The sequence below is a fragment of the Sphingobium sp. CFD-2 genome (genome assembly GCF_024611135.1).
Lineage (GTDB): Bacteria > Pseudomonadota > Alphaproteobacteria > Sphingomonadales > Sphingomonadaceae > Sphingobium > Sphingobium fuliginis.
This window is the reverse complement of sequence record NZ_CP084405.1, coordinates 997,222-1,011,010: the sequence shown is the minus strand read 5'-3', so window position 1 is coordinate 1,011,010 and position 13,789 is coordinate 997,222. Positions and strand designations below refer to the sequence as shown.

Sequence of the window (13,789 nt, the reverse complement as noted above, 5' to 3'; positions counted from 1 at the left end):
AAAGGCGGGAGCCCATGGGGAAGACGATCTACCCCGCCAGGGCCTTCACCATCCGCTCCCACTGGTCGAGCGCTTGCCGTATCCCCGCCACCGGCACGCGTTCGTTCAGCCCATGGGCAAAGCCGTCCTCGCCGCGCTGGAACAGGCTGGAAACGCCATAGCTCGGCACCCCCAGCGCCCGGAAATAGAGGCTGTCCGTCGCCCCCGCCGACATGGATGGTATGACGGGAATATCCGGATAGCGGGCCGAAACCGCTTCCTTGACCGCTTTCACCACATCCTCACGGAGCGGTGAGGCATCGCTCGCCTGCGGGTCGTCCAGCGTGGTGATCCTTGCGTCAGGATCGTCAATGGCCTGCGCCAGTTCCGCCTTCACGGCATCCACCGCGATGCCGGGAAAGATGCGGCAGTTGACGTCGACCTTCGCGCTTTGCGGCAGCGCGTTGAGCGCGTGGCCCGCCTGCGCCATGGTGGCGACGCAGGTCGTCCGCACCTGCCCCACAAATTCGGGATAGTCCGACAGCAGGTCGGCCGCCTTCCGGTCCCCCGTCTCGGCATAGCGCCGCATCGCCTCACCCACGGCCCCGCCGATCCGCTCCGCCGAAAGGGCCAGCGATGCCCTGGTCAGTTCATTGCGCATCGGCGCGAAGCGATAGGCGGCGATGCGGTCGATCGCCCGCGCCAGCCGATAGATCGGGTTGCCCGGCGTCGGCGCGCTGCTGTGGCCGCCCGCATCGGTGAAGGCGATCTCGAAATCCGCATAGCTTTTCTCGCCAGCCTGCAATTGATAGAGCACCGCCCGTCCGCCCTCGTCCAGCAGCCCGCCACCGCCATCTCCGTTCAGCAGCAGTTCGGCGTCCTTATATTTCTCCGCCAGCGCCCTGCTCGTCCGCATATGGGTTTCCTCGTCGCCCGACAGCAGCAGGGTGACGGTCCGCCGCGGTCGCCAGCCTTCCTTCTTCAGGCCCATCAACGTCGCCACCATGATGGCGACATCATATTTATTGTCCTCCGCGCCGCGCCCGAAAATATAGCCATCCTCCTCGACCGGCAGGAATGGATCGCGCGTCCAGTCCGCCGGATTGGCGGCAACCACATCCATATGGCCGATCAGGAGCAGCGGCCTGAGCTGCGGATCGCTGCCGCGAATGGTCGCGGCCAGGCTCGCCGTCTCACCCATCGGCGTGATCTCCACATCCCCCGCCGCAAATCCCGCCTGCTGCAGCAGCGAGGCATAATAGGCGGCGAGGCGGGGCACCTGCCCCTCTCCCTCCACCGTGCGGAACGCAATGGATCTGACGAGAACGTCCTTGGCCAATGCCGGGTCGCCGGCGGCCTGCGCGGGGTGCGGCAGGAACAGCACCGGAGCGGTCAGGACCGCAAGAACCGCCCGCCATTTCCTCAAATCGCATCTCCTGCTGGACCAAGGACCATTCTGTGGCATAGTGGATTGCGACAGCCAATCCGTTTGCTGTCCCAGTTGCGGAAAGAGGGCGTCCTTATCCGCGTTCACCCCCATAAAGAATTGCTTGCGCGCATTTGACGGCATCGCTCACCATATCGCGCGCCGGTCGCCCGAAGGAATGCACCCATGGCCATCAACTATCGCAGTTTCGGATTTCAGGTTCTGGTCGGCATGGCGGTCGGCCTGTTGCTCGGTCTGGCGGCGCGAGCCATGGGAACCGCGCCGGACGGCGACCTCAACTGGCTGGCGACCGCGCTCAAGACGACGGGGTCAATCTTCGTTTCCCTGCTGAAGGCCGTGGTGCCGCCGCTGGTGTTCGCGGCCATCGTCGCCTCCATCGCCAATCTGCGCGCGCTCGACAATGCGGCGCGGCTGGCGGGGCAGACCCTGCTCTGGTTCGCAATCACGGCGCTGATCGCGGTCGTCATCGGCCTTGCCATCGGCCTGATCGTCCAGCCGGGCTCTGGCCTGCACGGGCAGGCGCTGGCGATCGGCAAGACGGACTCCGTCGGCGGCTGGCTCGATTTCCTGAAGGGGCTGGTTCCCGGCAACAGCTTCGCCCTGTCCGCCAGCACCAAGCTGAACGATGGCGGCGCGACCACCACGCTTTCCTTCAACATCCTGCAATTGCTGGTGATCTCCATCGCCGTCGGCCTCGCCACCTTGAAGGTCGGGGAGAAGGCAGAGCCTTTCCTGGCCTTCGTCCGCTCCCTGCTGGCGGTGGTCCGCGCCATCCTGGGCTGGATCATCCGGCTGACGCCCATCGGTTCCGCCGCCCTGATCGGCAGCGCCATCGCCACCTATGGCTGGAGCGCGCTCGCCCAGCTCGGCGGTTTTGCCGGAGCGGTCTATCTGGGCCTCGCGCTGGTGCTGCTGGTCGTCTATCCGCTGCTGCTGACGGCAAACGGGCTCAGGCCGATGCCCTTCTTCGCCAAGGCGTGGCCGGCGATCCAGCTCGGTTTCGTTTCGCGATCCTCGGTCGGCACCCTGCCCGTCACCGAAGCCGTGACGGAGCGCATGGGCGTGGAAAGGGGCTATGCCGCCTTCGCCATTCCGCTGGCGTCGACCACCAAGATGGACGGCTGCGCCTCCATCTATCCGGCGCTGGCGGCGATCTTCGTGGCGGGCTTCTACGGCATTCCCCTTCATGCGGCGGATTATGCGCTGATCGTCTTCGTTTCCGTCGTCGGATCGGCCGCGACGGCGGGCCTGACCGGCGCGATCGTGATGCTGACGCTGACGCTTTCCACGCTCGGCCTGCCGCTGGAGGGCGCCGGACTGCTGCTGGCCATCGATCCGATCCTCGACATGGGCCGCACCGCCGTCAATGTCGCCGGGCAGGTGCTGGTCGCCACCATCGTCGCCAAGCGGGAGGGGATTTTGGACGAGAGCGCCTATTATGGCGCATCCCCGTCCACCGAAGCGCTCGGCTCCTCCATCGCATAGCATACCGCCTCCACATTGATGCCGTCGGGGTCGAGGATGAAGGCGGCGTAATAGCTCGCGCCATAGCGGGGCCGCAGGCCGGGCGCGCCATTATCCTTGCCCCCGGCGCGCAGCCCCGCCGCGTGAAAGGCGTGGACCATCGCCCGGTTCTCGACCCGGAAGGCGACATGCGTCCCCTCACCCACCGCTTCATTGTCACCGAACCAGAAGAAGGCGTCCTCATCCCGGCCATAGCCATGGGCATCCCCGCCGCTGCCATTTTCCGCCGCAGCGACCGTCCGCAACCGCCTGAGGCCGATCGCGCCCAGCAGTTCATCGTAGAAATCGCGCGATCGTCCGGCATCACTGACCGCAAAGCCGATATGGTCGATCATTTTGCGCTCTCCTTTTTCTCGCTTTTGACCTAAACGCCCCACCACAACGCATGAATTGAAGAATGGGCAAAGTGGCGAAGCATCAGGTTCACATCATCGGCGGCGGCATGGCAGGCACGGAAGCGGCATGGCAATTGGCGCAGGCCGGCGTGAAGGTCCGCCTGTCGGAAATGCGCGGGAGCGGCGACATGACGCCCGCGCATCAGACCGAGGGGCTGGCTGAACTGGTCTGCTCCAACAGCTTCCGCTCCGACGATGCGGACAAGAATGCCGTGGGGCTGCTGCATCAGGAGATGCGGCGGCTGGGCTCCCTCATCATGGCGCAGGCGGAACCGGCCAAGGTTCCCGCCGGGTCGGCCCTGGCCGTCGACCGCCACATCTTTTCCGAAGGCGTCACCCGGGCACTGGCCGGGCATCCCAATGTGGAGATCGTGCGCGAACGCATCGACACGTTGCCGACAGAGGGCATGACCATCGTCGCCACCGGCCCGCTGACCGCCCCCGCTCTGGCCGCCAGCATCGGGCAGGCGGCGGGCATCGACCATCTCGCCTTTTTCGACGCCATCGCGCCGGTCGTGCATTTCGACAGCATCGACATGGACAAATGCTGGATGGCCAATCGCTGGGACAAGATCGGCCCCGGCGGCGGCGAGGGGAAGGACTATATCAACTGCCCCATGAACAGGGAGCAGTATCAGGCCTTCGTCCAGGGCCTGCTCGACGGCGAGAAGAGCGACTTCAAGGAATGGGAAAAGGACACCCCCTATTTCGAGGGCTGCATGCCCATCGAAGTCATGGCGTCGCGTGGCCCGGAAACATTGCGCCACGGACCGATGAAGCCGATGGGCCTGGACGATCCGCGCACCGGCCGCTGGCCCTATGCGGTGGTGCAGCTGCGGCAGGACAATGCGTCGGGCACGCTGTGGAACATGGTCGGTTTCCAGACCAAGCTGAAGCATGGCGCGCAGGTCGAACTGTTCCGCACCATCCCCGGTCTGGAAAAGGCGGAATTCGCCCGGCTGGGCGGGCTCCACCGCAACACCTTCATCCAGAGCCCCAAGCTGCTGGACGGCACCTTGCGCCTGAAAAGCGCCCCGCATATCCGCTTTGCCGGACAGGTCACGGGCTGCGAGGGCTATGTCGAGAGCGCGGCCATAGGCCTGCTCGCCGGGCGCTTTGCCGCGGCGGAGATATTGGGCCGGCCGCTCGCGCCGCTGCCGCCGGAAACCGCGCTCGGCGCGCTGCTGGGCCATGTGACCGGCAATGTCGAGACGGCGGATTACCAGCCGATGAACGTCAATTTCGGCCTCTTCCCCCCGCTCGACGACGTGAAGAAGAAGCAGCGCAAGGAAGCCATGACATCCCGCGCCCGCGCCGCGCTGGGCGCCTGGCTGGGCGAACTTCAGCCGGCCTGACGTTTCAGCATCTGCATTTGGCGGCGGCCGCGCGTTTCGGCGCGGTCGTCGCGAATTCCGCTGGGGTCAGCCTGCCGTCGCCATTGCCGTCCGCCTTGGCAAAGCGATCCGACGTCGTCACCGCCCACTCCTCGAAGGAGAGGAGATTGTCATTGTCGCGGTCCAGCGCTTTGAACGCCTTGACGCGGCTGCCCATCATCTCGACCCGCGTGATGAAGCCGTCGCGATTGCGGTCGTAGCGGCCAAAGCGCTTCTGCTCGCGGCTTTGCGGCGACGCTTCGCCGGGCATGGGCGGCGCATCGCCCGAAGCGTCCGGATCGCCTTCCGGCAGGGCGTCGACAGCGGGCGGCGGGGGCGATCCGATCAGGGGCTGGGGAACGGGTTCATTGTTCGCCCGCCCCTGCCACCAGAACAGCCCACCCGCCGCCAGCAGCAATGCGGCCATCGCGCCCCCCAGAACTCGTTCCACACTATCCCCCTTATCGCCCCAACAATGCGATGCGCACCAATCGCCAATATAGCGCAGCGGTCAATCCCGCCGGCGCACATCGGCCTTCCTCTATGTCGCGGCGCGCGAGCTGATAGGCGATCCGCAACGGGCGCCATTGCTTTGGCCAAGCCGGCCTGCCGCTGGTTATATATCCTCGCGCCAGTTCGATTGCCCTGCCCGCGACTTCCCGGTCCGCACCATGTCCGGACAAATCCCACAACGCCCAGGCCGCCCCCGCGCGGTCGAGCCAGGATGGAATATCCTCCCGCCCCGCCAACGCCCGAAACAGGCCACCGCCTCGTCCCTCCGCATAACCGGAAAGATCGACCTCCCCGATCAGCGCCTCCCAGCCGTCAAGCCATTGCGACAGGCCGCACGGCGGCAGGGCGTCCAGCTTCCGCATCGCATCGATCAACGGCTCGCCGCGCCCTTTGACGCCGCTTTCATCGGTCAGGGCATCGTTCCACCAGGCCAGTCGCATCTGCCCGATGATCGGCTCGCTCGTCGTCGCCACAAGCCGCGAGAATCGGGCATCGAGCGCCCAGATCAACCGATGACGCGGCGCATCAGGGCCGGCATAGGCGCTGAGCAGCGACGGCAATGGGGCGAGATCGTCGCTCACAATATCCATCCGCCTATATCGATGGAAATGGATTTGGCCGAAATTATCAGCTTTTTAACCCCAACCGGCATAGTGATCCTGGCAACTGCCCCTGGATGGGCATGGGGCTGCCCTGCCTGAATTGGGGGTGCGGGGCAAGTAAAGGCAGAGCGGATTATGAGCGACCGGATCAAGCGCGCGCTGTTCATTCTGATGCGGCTTTATCACAATCAGGCGGGGAATACCCTGGCCATGGTGGCGGCTGCTGTCCTTCCGCTTATGGGATTGATCGGCGGCGGTGTCGACATGAGCCGCATCTATCTGACGAAGTCGAGGCTGCAGCAAGCCTGCGACGCCGGCGCACTTGCCGGCCGCAAAACCATGGGCGGCGGCGCATGGGCCGCCAACAACAACCAGGCGCTGAATGCCGCAAACGGGATGTTCGACGCCAATTTCCGGCCAGGCTCCTATGGCAGCGGAACGGTGATGCGATCGTTCAGCGAGTCCGCGGGAAAGGTTACCGGCACGGCGTCTGTGCCGCTGCCGATGGCGATCATGCGGATTTTCGGCATTAATTCCAAAACAATCGAGGTCGCTTGCGACGCCGAAATGCGCCTGCCGAATACCGATGTGATGTTCGTGTTGGACGTGACCGGGTCGATGGGACAGGCGATCTCTGGCGACACCGAAACCAAAATAGTTGGCCTCCGTCGTGCGGTGCGCTGCTTTTACGAGATAGTGGCTCGCCTGGACACTGTTGCCCAATGCGACGGTGACGCGCCCTCTGGCGGTACAAGCGCGGAGACGCAAATACGGTTCGGGTTTGTCCCTTATGATACGAACGTCAACGTCGGCAAACTGCTGCCTTCGAACTGGTTCAAGGACTTCGCAACCTATCAGTCGCGCGAGCGAACAGTTGTGTACGGCAAGGTCGTGTCTACTGAAGACGTTGGCAAGACTGACTGGGCAAACATAAGCTGGACTGACAAGTCTGCCAGGACAGCTACGGAGGCGCTGTGTAAATCGACCTATGTGGAGCCCGGAGAACTGACCGCTTCCACCGCAGCTCTCACCAATGGCATGAATGAGACAAATGGAGGCGTTCAGGGTAACGGCAATTGGCAGGCATCGCAGAAATGGAAGGATGATCAGCGCGAATTCACAAGTTGGGTTTCCGGAAACAACGGATGCAAGTATAGAATTCGTTCTCGATCTTACACGCGCTGGTACACCTATGTCAGCACATTCCAGTTCGATCCCAATGCCGTCACCTTCAATGCGTGGCGATATCATCCGGTGCAAGTCGATCTGCGCGCCCTCAAGAATGGCACGGGCTGGAATTCACCCGCTTCGCTCGTGCTGCCTGTCGGAACAACGGGTCTAGATACGACAGACAAGGTGTCCAGCACCAACTATTCGGACCAGACAATCTCTTGGGATGGGTGCATAGAGGAACGCAGAACCGTAGCGGCGACAAGCTACATGCCTCGTCCTGACGATGCGCTCGACCTAGATCTCGATACTCCGCCGACCAACGACCCTGACACCCAGTGGGCGCCTGCGTTGGGCCAGATCATCTATAAAAGGGGGGCCTCCTTCAGTGATCCAACGACAAGAAACCGGTCTGAAGTAGTTACCTTCTACAACAAGTTCGGCAAAGGATCCTACACCTGCACAACGGCAGCGGCGCATTTGCTCGAGCCGTGGCCCAACGCATCGGCCTTCGACAGCTATGTGGACACCTTAACACCGGGAGGTGCCACCTATCACGATATAGGCCTCATTTGGGGCGGGAGATTGCTATCGCCGACCGGCCTGTTTGCAGCGAATAACGCGACGACTCCGCGCGGCGGTGAAATACAACGTCATTTAATCTTCATGACTGATGGCGAAGCCAATGCCGAAGTCGACACCTACCAAGCCTATGGCATTCCCTATTGGGACCGACGGCAAACCACAGATACCCAGACTGAGGATCTACCAAACCTGGACGCTACCCTGACCCAGCAGATCAATCTGCGTACCCAAGCAGCGTGCGCGGCAATCAAGAACATGCCCAATACCACTGTGTGGGTTGTCTGGTTCGGTACCAAGAACACTACCATCGAAAACATGCTGAAGTCATGCGCCAGCAAGGATCGCTTCTTCTCGGCCCAGAGTTCGGCAGCCCTGCAACAGACTTTCCGCAATATCGCCAATCAGATTTCCCAACTCAGGCTGACAAGCTGATGTCAGTGGCAGCGCTTTTCCGTCGATCCAGCGATCAGCGAGGCACCGCCATCACGGAATTCGGGCTGATCGCGCCCGTGTTCCTGCTGCTGATGCTTGGCGCGCTGGACTTGGCGCATACGCTGTACATGCAGGGCGTGCTTCAGGGCGTGGTGCAAAAGGCGGCGCGGGATTCAACGCTGGAAAGCGGTCAGGAAGAGGCGACGCAGTTGGCCATCAACCAGAAGATCGAAGATCAGGTGAAGCGGCTGGCGGCCAATGCCGAAGTGAGAATCAGCCGTCGCAACTTCTATTCCTACACGAAAGCAGCCCAGGCAGTCGCAGAACCTTATAATGACAATAACGGTAACGGCAAATGCGATGATGGCGAACCGTTTCAGGACAATAATGCCAATGGCGTTCGGGATGCGGACGGGGGCAGCGAAGGTCAGGGCGGCACCCAGGCAGCCGTGGTCATGATCGTGGACGTCCAATATCCCCGCTTCTTCCCTCTGGACAAGATGATCGGCCTACCCGGCAAGGTCCATCTCTCGGCAAAGACCGTGCTGACCAACCAGCCCTATGGCCAGAAACCCGGCGAACCTGTTTCCGTCGTGAGGAATTGCCCATGAGGAGGAACAGCAATATTTTTGCGCGCTGTTCGAACTGGATTTGTGGTCTAAGCCGCGCGCAGAACGGCATCGCGGTGGTCGAATTCGCCCTATGTCTGCCATTCGTCCTGGTGGCTACTCTTACGGCTGCCGAGCTGGCCAACTATACAGTCACCAAAATGCGCGTCAGCCAGTTGGCGTTACGGCTCGCGGATGATGGTTCCCGTATTGGGACAGGCGACCTGTTATCAACCAAACAGATAACGGAAGCACAAATAAATGATCTGATGACCGGTGCCGACCTTCAGGGTTCCGCCCTGGGCCTGTTTTCCAACGGCAAGGTCGTCCTCACCAGCCTTGAACCAGTGGCCAATCCCAACACAACCGATCGCTACCGCATCCGTTGGCAGCGATGCCGGGGCGGCCTGACCTACTCTTCCGGCTTCGGCAAGCAGGGTGACACCAACCTGACAGGCATTTCGGTCAATGGCCAAACCCTCAAGGCTCCAGAGGGGGGCGCTGTCATCCTTGCCGAGGTGGCGTATAGATATCAGCCGCTGATCGGATCGCGCTGGCTCAACTTGTCGAGCATGGTTGAGACCGCAGGGATGTATGTCCGGGACAATCGCGAATATGCAGGACCAACAGGCGGCGTAGGCATCTACAACCCGGAAAATGTGACGGCATCGACCTGTAGTTGATGGGGAGCCGCACGTGCCGCTCCCCATCCGCATTTCACCGATAACAAACCTTCTTCGCCGCAGCGACAACCCGCGCCGCATCGATAAGCGCCGCCTTTTCCAGATTCGCCGCATAGGGCAGCGGCACATCCTCATTGGTCACGCGCAGCACAGGGGCGTCCAGATCGTCGAAACCCTGTTCCATCACCACCGCCGCGATCTCAGACGCGATCGAGCAGACCGGCCAGCCCTCTTCCACCACCACCAGGCGATTGGTCTTCTTCAGACTCTCCAGCACAGTCGCGGTATCGAGCGGGCGTAGCGTGCGCAGGTCGATGACCTCCGCATCGATGCCTTCACCGGCCAAAGCCTCCGCCGCTTCCAGCGCCACGCCAACGCCGATGGAGTAGCTGACCAGCGTCACATCCTTGCCTTCGCGGACGATGCGCGCCTTGCCGATGGGGAGGACATAATCGTCCACCTTGGGCACGTCGAAGCTGCGGCCATAGACCAGTTCGTTCTCAAGGAACACGACCGGATCGTCCGAACGGATCGCCGCCTTGAGCAGGCCCTTGGCGTCGGCCGAGTCATAGGGCGCGATGACGATGAGCCCGGGAACCGACGCATACCAGGGACCGTAATTCTGGCTATGCTGCGCGGCGACGCGGCTGGCCGCGCCATTGGGACCGCGGAACACGATCGGACAGCGCATCTGGCCGCCGGACATGTAATTGGTCTTGGCGGCCGAATTGATGATATGGTCGATCGCCTGCATCGCGAAGTTGAAGGTCATGAACTCGACGATCGGCTTCAATCCGCCCATCGCCGCGCCCGCGCCTATGCCGGCAAAGCCATATTCGGTGATCGGCGTATCGATGACGCGCCTGTCGCCAAATTCCTCCAGCAGGCCCTGTGTGACCTTATAGGCGCCCTGATATTCGGCCACCTCTTCACCCATGACGAAGACGCGCTCGTCCCGCCGCATTTCCTCGGCCATGGCGTCGCGCAGCGCTTCGCGAACGGTGGTCTTGATATATTCGGTACCCTCGGGCAGCGCCGGGTCCTTGACGGTCGCCTTCGCCTCGGTCGCAAGCTTCGACGTGCCGCTTTCGGCCTTCCTGAGTGCCGGAGCGGCTTCAGGCGCGGCGGGAGGCGCACTTTCGGCGGCCTTCGGCGCCTGTGCGGCCTCGCCACCCTCGCCTGCCCCATCTGCCGCCATCGTTGCGATGACGGTGCCGACCTTCACGCCTTCAGTCCCCTCGGCCACCATGATCTGGCCGATCTTGCCTTCATCGACGGCTTCGAATTCCATCGTCGCCTTGTCGGTCTCGATCTCGGCCAATATGTCGCCCGAGCGGACCTCGTCCCCTTCCTTTACCAGCCACTTCGCCAACGTGCCTTCCTCCATCGTCGGGGAAAGCGCCGGCATCTTGATTTCGATACCCATTAATATTGCTCCACCAGCACGTCGGTATAAAGGTCGTGCAGTTCCGGTTCGGGAGAGGTTTCAGCGAAATCCGCCGCGTCACTGACGATCTTGCGGATGTCCTGGTCGATCTTCTTGAGTTCGTCCTCGACGACGCCCATGTCGGCCAGATATTTCTTGACGCCTTCGATCGGGTCGGACTTTTCGCGCATCGACTGCACTTCCTCGCGCGACCGGTATTTGGCCGGGTCGGACATGGAATGGCCGCGATAGCGATAGGTCTTCATTTCCAGCAGGATCGGACCGTTGCCCGCCTGCACCCATTTCAGCGCCTCTTCCGTCGCGCCGCGCACCGCCAGCACGTCCATGCCGTTCACCTGGATGCCGGGAATGCGGAAACTTTCGCCGCGCCGGTAAAGCTGGTCTTCCGCCGAGGAGCGGTTGACGCTGGTGCCCATGGCATATTGATTGTTCTCGATCACGAAGATGATCGGCAGCTTCCACAGCTCGGCCATGTTGAAGCTTTCGTAGACCTGGCCCTGATTGGCGGCGCCATCTCCGAAATAGGCGACGCAGACGCCGCCGTCATTATTATACTTGTGCGCGAAGCCGAGACCGGCGCCAAGCGACACCTGGGCGCCGACGATGCCGTGGCCGCCATAGAATTTATGCTCGACGCTGAACATGTGCATCGAACCGCCCTTGCCGCGCGAAATGCCCGCTTCGCGGCCGGTCAGTTCAGCCATGATGACGTTGGGATCGATGCCATAGGCCAGCATGTGGCCATGGTCGCGATAGCCGGTGATGACGCTGTCCTTGCCGGGCTGGAGCGCCGACTGGATGCCGACGGCAACCGCTTCCTGCCCGATATAGAGGTGGCAGAAGCCGCCGATCAGGCCCAGGCCGTAAAGCTGGCCGGCCTTTTCCTCGAAACGGCGGATCAGGACCATCTGCCGGTAGAATTCCAGCAGCTCTTCCTTGCTGGCCTTATAATCTTTGGGAGTGTCGGGGCGAGGCCGGTTATGGTCCGCGCCGGCGGCGGGTGCAGCCGCCTTTGCCTTTGCGCGTGAAGGACGCGGCGTCGTTGGTTTCGCCAAGGCTCTTATCCTTTTGCGTGGGTGAGGATGGAAGGAAGGCCGGTATAGCGGCAGTCCGCCCCCAAATGCAACGCGGCATGGGGCACAGGAACGCGGCAAAAGCGATCGGCCAGCCGTCGGGAAAGGTCAGTTCAGCGGGACGATCACTTCATCATGATGGACGACGCCCAGCTCCCGCCGGATCAGTTCATCGGAAAGATCGGGATCGACGCGCCGGGGATCGAGCAGGTCCACCCGGTTCTTCAACTCTTGCCGGCTGGCCTGAACCTGCTTCAGTTCAGACTGGGCGTGATGGAGCTGCCGCTTGTAATCGCCCCATGCCAGAACCCCGTTGGAACCCAGCACCACATAGCCTGCGAAGAAGAGAAGAAGAAGCACCGCAATCGCCGGACCGAAGGCCGAAAAAAGCAACATGCGGAGTTTCGCGATATGCGCCATGGACCAGTTGAATCACAGGGACGGGCCGGCCGCAAGCAAAATTTACTGCGCTTGCGACCGGATGTCGAAAATTTGATTTAGCGGAAAATCGAACGCCCGGCGTAAAGCGCGACGTCGCCCAGTTCTTCTTCGATCCGGATGAGCTGGTTATACTTGGCGAGCCGGTCCGAACGGGCGAGCGAACCGGTCTTGATCTGGCCGCAATTGGTGGCGACGGCCAGATCGGCAATCGTCGCGTCCTCGGTCTCGCCGGAACGGTGCGACATAACGGCGGTGTAGCGCGCCCGATGGGCCATGTCGACGGCCGCCAGCGTTTCGGTGAGCGAACCGATCTGGTTCACTTTGACCAGCAGCGAATTGGCGAGGCCCTTGCCGATGCCCATTTCCAGACGCCTGGGATTGGTCACGAAAAGGTCGTCGCCCACCAGCTGGACCTTGCCCCCGATCTTGTCGGTCAGCGCCTTCCAGCCCTCGAAATCATCCTCGCTCATACCGTCCTCGATCGACTTGATCGGATAGTCGGCGCACAGGGCCGCGAGATAATCGGCCATTTCGACCGGGCTGAGCGACAGGCCTTCGCCCGAAATCTCGTACTTGCCGTTCCTGAAGAATTCGGTCGCCGCGCAGTCCAGCGCCAGCACGACGTCATCGCCCGGCTTGTAGCCCGCCTTCTCCACCGACAGCATGATGAAGTCGAGCGCGTCGCGGGTCGAGGCAATGTTGGGCGCGAAACCGCCCTCGTCACCGACCGAGGTCGCCAGACCCTTGTCGTGCAGGCCCTTCTTCAGCGTATGGAAGATTTCCGAACCGATCCGCACGGCGTCGGCAATGCTCTCCGCGCCTACCGGCATGATCATGAATTCCTGGAAGTCGATCGGATTGTCGGCATGTTCGCCGCCGTTGATGATGTTCATCATCGGCACCGGCAGCACATGCGCATTGACGCCGCCGACATAGCGGTAGAGCGGCAGGCCGCGCGCATCGGCGGCCGCCTTCGCCACCGCCAGGCTGACGCCCAGGATCGCGTTGGCGCCCAGGTTCGACTTGTTCTCCGTCCCGTCGAGCGCGATCATCGCAGCATCGACCTCCGCCTGATCCTCGGCATCCAGGCCGATGATCTGCTCGGCAATCTGGTCATTGACGGCGGCGACGGCGGCGAGCACGCCCTTGCCCAGATATTTGGCGGCGTCCCCATCCCGCTTTTCCACCGCTTCATAGGCGCCGGTCGAAGCGCCCGAAGGCACGGCGGCGCGGCCGAAGCTGCCATCCTCCAGCATCACGTCGACTTCGACGGTCGGATTGCCGCGGCTGTCCAGAATCTGGCGGGCATGAATATCGAGAATGGCTGTCATGGTCGCTCCTTGGAGTGGCTCTGGGGACTGGCTCTGGTCGCTTTTCGCGCCCCGCTTAGCCACCGCCTCCCCGCTTGGCAATGCAGGGGCTTGCAAGGACTCGAAAAATGCCGATGCTCAAAATAGTAACGGCAACGGAACTGTGGGCGGTGGCGAAGCATTAGAGGCAGAGCCGCCCGCCCGCAC

The 13,789-nt window shown here is 62.5% G+C and carries 13 protein-coding genes; 5 read left to right on the top strand and 8 right to left on the bottom strand.

The window, feature by feature from the left end:
* Window positions 1–28: 28 nt before the first annotated feature.
* Window positions 29–1,354: a M20/M25/M40 family metallo-hydrolase gene (locus LDB29_RS04755; RefSeq protein WP_052816690.1), complete on the bottom strand. Its 1,326-nt coding sequence runs from the start codon at window positions 1,352–1,354 to the stop codon at window positions 29–31.
* 237 nt (window positions 1,355–1,591) lie between these two features.
* Here LDB29_RS04755 and LDB29_RS04750 point away from each other — a divergent pair, with 237 nt between their 5' ends.
* Entirely contained in the window at window positions 1,592–2,911 is a 1,320-nt protein-coding gene (locus tag LDB29_RS04750) for a dicarboxylate/amino acid:cation symporter (RefSeq protein ID WP_025549078.1), read from the top strand.
* Here LDB29_RS04750 and LDB29_RS04745 read toward each other — a convergent pair.
* Entirely contained in the window at window positions 2,863–3,285 is a 423-nt protein-coding gene (locus tag LDB29_RS04745) for a VOC family protein (RefSeq protein WP_044662029.1), read from the bottom strand. The genes LDB29_RS04750 and LDB29_RS04745 overlap by 49 nt on opposite strands.
* A gap of 62 nt (window positions 3,286–3,347) precedes the next feature.
* On the opposite strand from LDB29_RS04745, the gene trmFO reads away from it, so the two are divergent.
* Window positions 3,348–4,700, top strand: coding sequence for a methylenetetrahydrofolate--tRNA-(uracil(54)-C(5))-methyltransferase (FADH(2)-oxidizing) TrmFO (gene trmFO / locus LDB29_RS04740; protein ID WP_173676445.1), 1,353 nt, complete (start codon window positions 3,348–3,350; stop codon window positions 4,698–4,700).
* Between the two features lie 4 nt (window positions 4,701–4,704).
* On the opposite strand, the gene LDB29_RS04735 is transcribed toward trmFO, so the two are convergent.
* Both LDB29_RS04735 and LDB29_RS04730 read right to left on the bottom strand, forming a co-directional pair.
* Entirely contained in the window at window positions 4,705–5,169 is a 465-nt protein-coding gene (locus tag LDB29_RS04735) for an EF-hand domain-containing protein (RefSeq protein ID WP_025549075.1), read from the bottom strand.
* A gap of 10 nt (window positions 5,170–5,179) precedes the next feature.
* Window positions 5,180–5,821, bottom strand: coding sequence for a hypothetical protein (locus LDB29_RS04730; protein ID WP_025549074.1), 642 nt, complete (start codon window positions 5,819–5,821; stop codon window positions 5,180–5,182).
* 147 nt (window positions 5,822–5,968) lie between these two features.
* On the opposite strand from LDB29_RS04730, the gene LDB29_RS04725 reads away from it, so the two are divergent.
* From LDB29_RS04725 to LDB29_RS04715, 3 genes are read left to right on the top strand one after another with little or no spacing between them, the layout of a single operon-like run.
* Window positions 5,969–8,020 carry a Tad domain-containing protein gene (locus tag LDB29_RS04725; protein ID WP_025549073.1) on the top strand — a complete coding sequence of 684 codons (2,052 nt, stop codon included), beginning with the start codon at window positions 5,969–5,971 and terminating at the stop codon, window positions 8,018–8,020.
* Window positions 7,915–8,631 (top strand): TadE/TadG family type IV pilus assembly protein, encoded by a 717-nt coding sequence (locus LDB29_RS04720; RefSeq protein WP_244968666.1) that lies wholly within the window; start codon window positions 7,915–7,917, stop codon window positions 8,629–8,631. The genes LDB29_RS04725 and LDB29_RS04720 overlap by 106 nt, the downstream gene beginning before the upstream one ends.
* Window positions 8,628–9,311 carry a TadE/TadG family type IV pilus assembly protein gene (locus LDB29_RS04715; RefSeq protein ID WP_025549070.1) on the top strand — a complete coding sequence of 228 codons (684 nt, stop codon included), beginning with the start codon at window positions 8,628–8,630 and terminating at the stop codon, window positions 9,309–9,311. Before LDB29_RS04720 ends, LDB29_RS04715 begins: the two co-directional genes overlap by 4 nt.
* 34 nt (window positions 9,312–9,345) lie before the next feature.
* Here the strand turns inward: LDB29_RS04715 and LDB29_RS04710 are convergent, their stop codons facing one another.
* The 4 genes from LDB29_RS04710 to eno form a co-directional block, all read right to left on the bottom strand.
* Window positions 9,346–10,737: a pyruvate dehydrogenase complex E1 component subunit beta gene (locus LDB29_RS04710; protein WP_025549069.1), complete on the bottom strand. Its 1,392-nt coding sequence runs from the start codon at window positions 10,735–10,737 to the stop codon at window positions 9,346–9,348.
* Window positions 10,737–11,813 carry a pyruvate dehydrogenase (acetyl-transferring) E1 component subunit alpha gene (gene pdhA / locus LDB29_RS04705; protein ID WP_025549067.1) on the bottom strand — a complete coding sequence of 359 codons (1,077 nt, stop codon included), beginning with the start codon at window positions 11,811–11,813 and terminating at the stop codon, window positions 10,737–10,739. Before pdhA ends, LDB29_RS04710 begins: the two co-directional genes overlap by 1 nt.
* A gap of 126 nt (window positions 11,814–11,939) precedes the next feature.
* Window positions 11,940–12,251, bottom strand: coding sequence for a septum formation initiator family protein (locus LDB29_RS04700; protein WP_025549066.1), 312 nt, complete (start codon window positions 12,249–12,251; stop codon window positions 11,940–11,942).
* A gap of 77 nt (window positions 12,252–12,328) precedes the next feature.
* Window positions 12,329–13,603, bottom strand: a complete 1,275-nt coding sequence (eno, locus tag LDB29_RS04695; protein ID WP_025549065.1) for a phosphopyruvate hydratase — start codon at window positions 13,601–13,603, stop codon at window positions 12,329–12,331.
* Between the last annotated feature and the right edge of the window lie 186 nt (window positions 13,604–13,789).

Bases quoted from the DNA above. Each gene is read 5' to 3' on its own strand.
- LDB29_RS04750 (WP_025549078.1), top strand. From the start codon at position 1,592: ATGGCCATCAACTATCGCAGTTTCGGATTTCAGGTTCTGGTCGGCATG.
- LDB29_RS04745 (WP_044662029.1), bottom strand. From the start codon at position 3,285: ATGATCGACCATATCGGCTTTGCGGTCAGTGATGCCGGACGATCGCGC.
- trmFO (WP_173676445.1), top strand. From the start codon at position 3,348: ATGGGCAAAGTGGCGAAGCATCAGGTTCACATCATCGGCGGCGGCATG.
- LDB29_RS04730 (WP_025549074.1), bottom strand. From the start codon at position 5,821: ATGGATATTGTGAGCGACGATCTCGCCCCATTGCCGTCGCTGCTCAGC.
- LDB29_RS04725 (WP_025549073.1), top strand. From the start codon at position 5,969: ATGAGCGACCGGATCAAGCGCGCGCTGTTCATTCTGATGCGGCTTTAT.
- LDB29_RS04720 (WP_244968666.1), top strand. From the start codon at position 7,915: ATGCGCCAGCAAGGATCGCTTCTTCTCGGCCCAGAGTTCGGCAGCCCT.
- LDB29_RS04715 (WP_025549070.1), top strand. From the start codon at position 8,628: ATGAGGAGGAACAGCAATATTTTTGCGCGCTGTTCGAACTGGATTTGT.
- LDB29_RS04710 (WP_025549069.1), bottom strand. From the start codon at position 10,737: ATGGGTATCGAAATCAAGATGCCGGCGCTTTCCCCGACGATGGAGGAA.
- LDB29_RS04700 (WP_025549066.1), bottom strand. From the start codon at position 12,251: ATGGCGCATATCGCGAAACTCCGCATGTTGCTTTTTTCGGCCTTCGGT.
- eno (WP_025549065.1), bottom strand. From the start codon at position 13,603: ATGACAGCCATTCTCGATATTCATGCCCGCCAGATTCTGGACAGCCGC.